Source organism: Arthrobacter sp. P1_C12_2, from assembly GCF_056406415.1.
In genome coordinates this window covers 1-2285 of record NZ_JBFUAF010000047.1, presented here as the reverse complement: position 1 = coordinate 2285, position 2285 = coordinate 1, and the positions used below count along the sequence as shown (strand labels likewise).

General features: G+C 70.6%; 2 protein-coding genes. Both read right to left on the bottom strand.

From position 1 onward, the window contains the following. The coding region (locus tag AC1DZQ_RS22475; protein ID WP_476965570.1) for an iron-containing alcohol dehydrogenase at nt 1-1092 on the bottom strand (1092 nt) is incomplete at its 3' end. Beyond that, on the bottom strand, nt 1076-2285 hold a 1210-nt coding region (locus AC1DZQ_RS22470; protein ID WP_476965569.1), incomplete at its 5' end, for a xylulokinase. The genes AC1DZQ_RS22470 and AC1DZQ_RS22475, both read right to left, overlap by 17 nt.

The window sequence follows — 2285 nt, the reverse complement described above, 5'->3', positions numbered from 1 at the left end:
GTCGCGGATTTTGGTGCCGGCGTCGACGGCGCGGAGGTGTTCGAGCTTTTTGGAGTAGTCGGACCAGCACTCGGTGCTGGTCGCGCCGGCCCCGTCCATCCAGTCGAAGGCTTCCCGGACGGTGCGTTCGGCCTCGGCCGGGTCCGGGAGCCGCATGGTGCCGAGGCGTCCGGCGCGGATCCGTTCGTTCATCGTCCGCCACAGAATGGCGACGACGACGGTCGCGACGCCGACCTGGGCGCCGTGGTGGGCGGTGTCCGTGCCGCGGGCGGTGTTGGCCATGTCCAGCAGGTGGCTCACGACGTGTTCCATGCCCGAGGACGGGGAGGTCTGTCCCGCGACGCCCATCGAGATGCCGGAGAGGGTCACGAACTTCGCCAGCGTGGCCAGGGATTCCGGGTCCGAGGACCCGACGCCTTCGGCCAGGGCCAGGAGTTCGGTGCCGTGGCGGCGGGTCATGCCCGCGGCCTCGGCGGAGAAGCCGCGGTCCATGTCGACCAGGGAGGAGAGGTACCAGTCCGCCGGTGCGGTGAACATCGAGATCATGTCCCCGAGTCCGGAGCGGTTCAGCACCGCCGGCGCGCCCTCGAGGACATCGCTGTCCACGACGATGGCGCTGGGCCAGCCGGAGTGCGCGGTGCGCTTGACGCCGTTGATCAGCAGCACGGACTGGTCGTCCGCGAAGCCGTTGACCGAGGCGGCGCTTTGGACCACGACGTGGGGCCGGTTCCCGGCGGCGACCTTGCCGATGTCGCACAGGGTGCCGGAGCCGATGGTGACGATGACATCGGCACCCGCGCAGCCGGCGGTCGCGGCGGCGACGGTGGGTTCGTCGGCGTGGACGTGGCCGGGCAGCACCACGGCGGTCACGGTGCCGAGGGTCTGCAGGAGGGCGGTGACGGCGGGTTTGAGGTAGGCGCCGGAGCCGGTGGTGTACTCGTCCCCGTCGGACAGGAGCGCGATGGTGTTGTGTGCCGGCAGTGCGGCGACGATGTCCCGGACGGAGTCCAGCACGTCGGGGCCGATGACGACCTGGTCGAGGCCGACCAGCGGGTGGGAGAGGTAGCGGTCGAGGTCAGACGAGAGCGTCATGGCGGGTTTCTTTCCGGGAGATGGATTCGACGGCGTCGAAGAGGGAACGGTATTCCTGGTAGGCCGATTCGAGGGCCTCGGCGTGGGCCGGTTCGGGATCGATGGTGGCCGGATCCAGCTCCACGACGGCGTCGACGGCGGTTTCGAGGCTGGCGAAGGTGCCGGCGGCAACGGCGGCGAGTAGTGCCCCACCCGTTGCGCTGGTCTCTTCGGTCAGCACCTTGCTGATCGGGGTCCCGCAGAGCGTGGCCTTGGCCGAGAGCCAGAGCGCGCTGCGGGCCCCGCCGCCGACGACCCGGACCGACCGGGCCAGGCCCATCGCGTCGATCCGGTCATAGATGTCCCGGAACGCGAAACAGTTCGCCTCGATGATCGCCCGGGCCATGTCGGCGGAGTCATGGTTCATCGACAGCCCGGAGAACGTCCCGCGCAGCCCGTCATTCCAGCGCGGCGCCATCGATCCGGTCAGGGCCGGGATGAAGCGGACCCCGCGGGCCCCCGGCCGGGACTGGGCGGCGCGGTCAAAGAACTCCTGCTGGCCGATGCCGAGCACGTTCTTGGCAAACCACAGCGTGTTCCCGCCCGAGACGAAGCCGGGATTCTCGATCAGGTAGCTGCCGTCGACCGCGTGCGCATGGGTCTCGACGAGTTTGGTCTCGTCGAAGACCGGAACGCTGCTGGAGACGCCGACCGGCTCGGCCGTGCCCAGGATGTCCACGACCACCCCGGGCCGGACGCCCCCGGCGCCCAGGCACGCGGCGTGGTCATCGCCGGTGCTCACCACGACCGCGCACCGCGTGGTCAGGCCCAGCGCGGCCGCGGCCTCCGCGGTCAGCGTGCCGGCCACGTCGGTGGCCCGGCCGATCTCGGGCAGCTTGGCCCGGTCGAGCCCGGCCGCGTCGATCAGTTCATCGCTCCAGTCCCGGGCCACCACGTCATACAGCAGCGAGGAGGATGAGTTGGCGTGGTCCTGGATCGACCGGCCGGTCATCCACGCCACCGCGTAGCCGCCCACCGAAGGCAGCGACGCGGCCCGCGCGTAAACCTCCGGCTCGTTGTCGGTCAGCCACATCAGCTTCGGCCCCGTGTGCGAGGCATCCAAATTCAGCCCGGTCCGGGCGAACAAACGCTCCGGATCGATCGCCCGGCCCAGCCGGGCCACCTGCTCGGTCGCGCGCCGGTCCAGCCAGCCA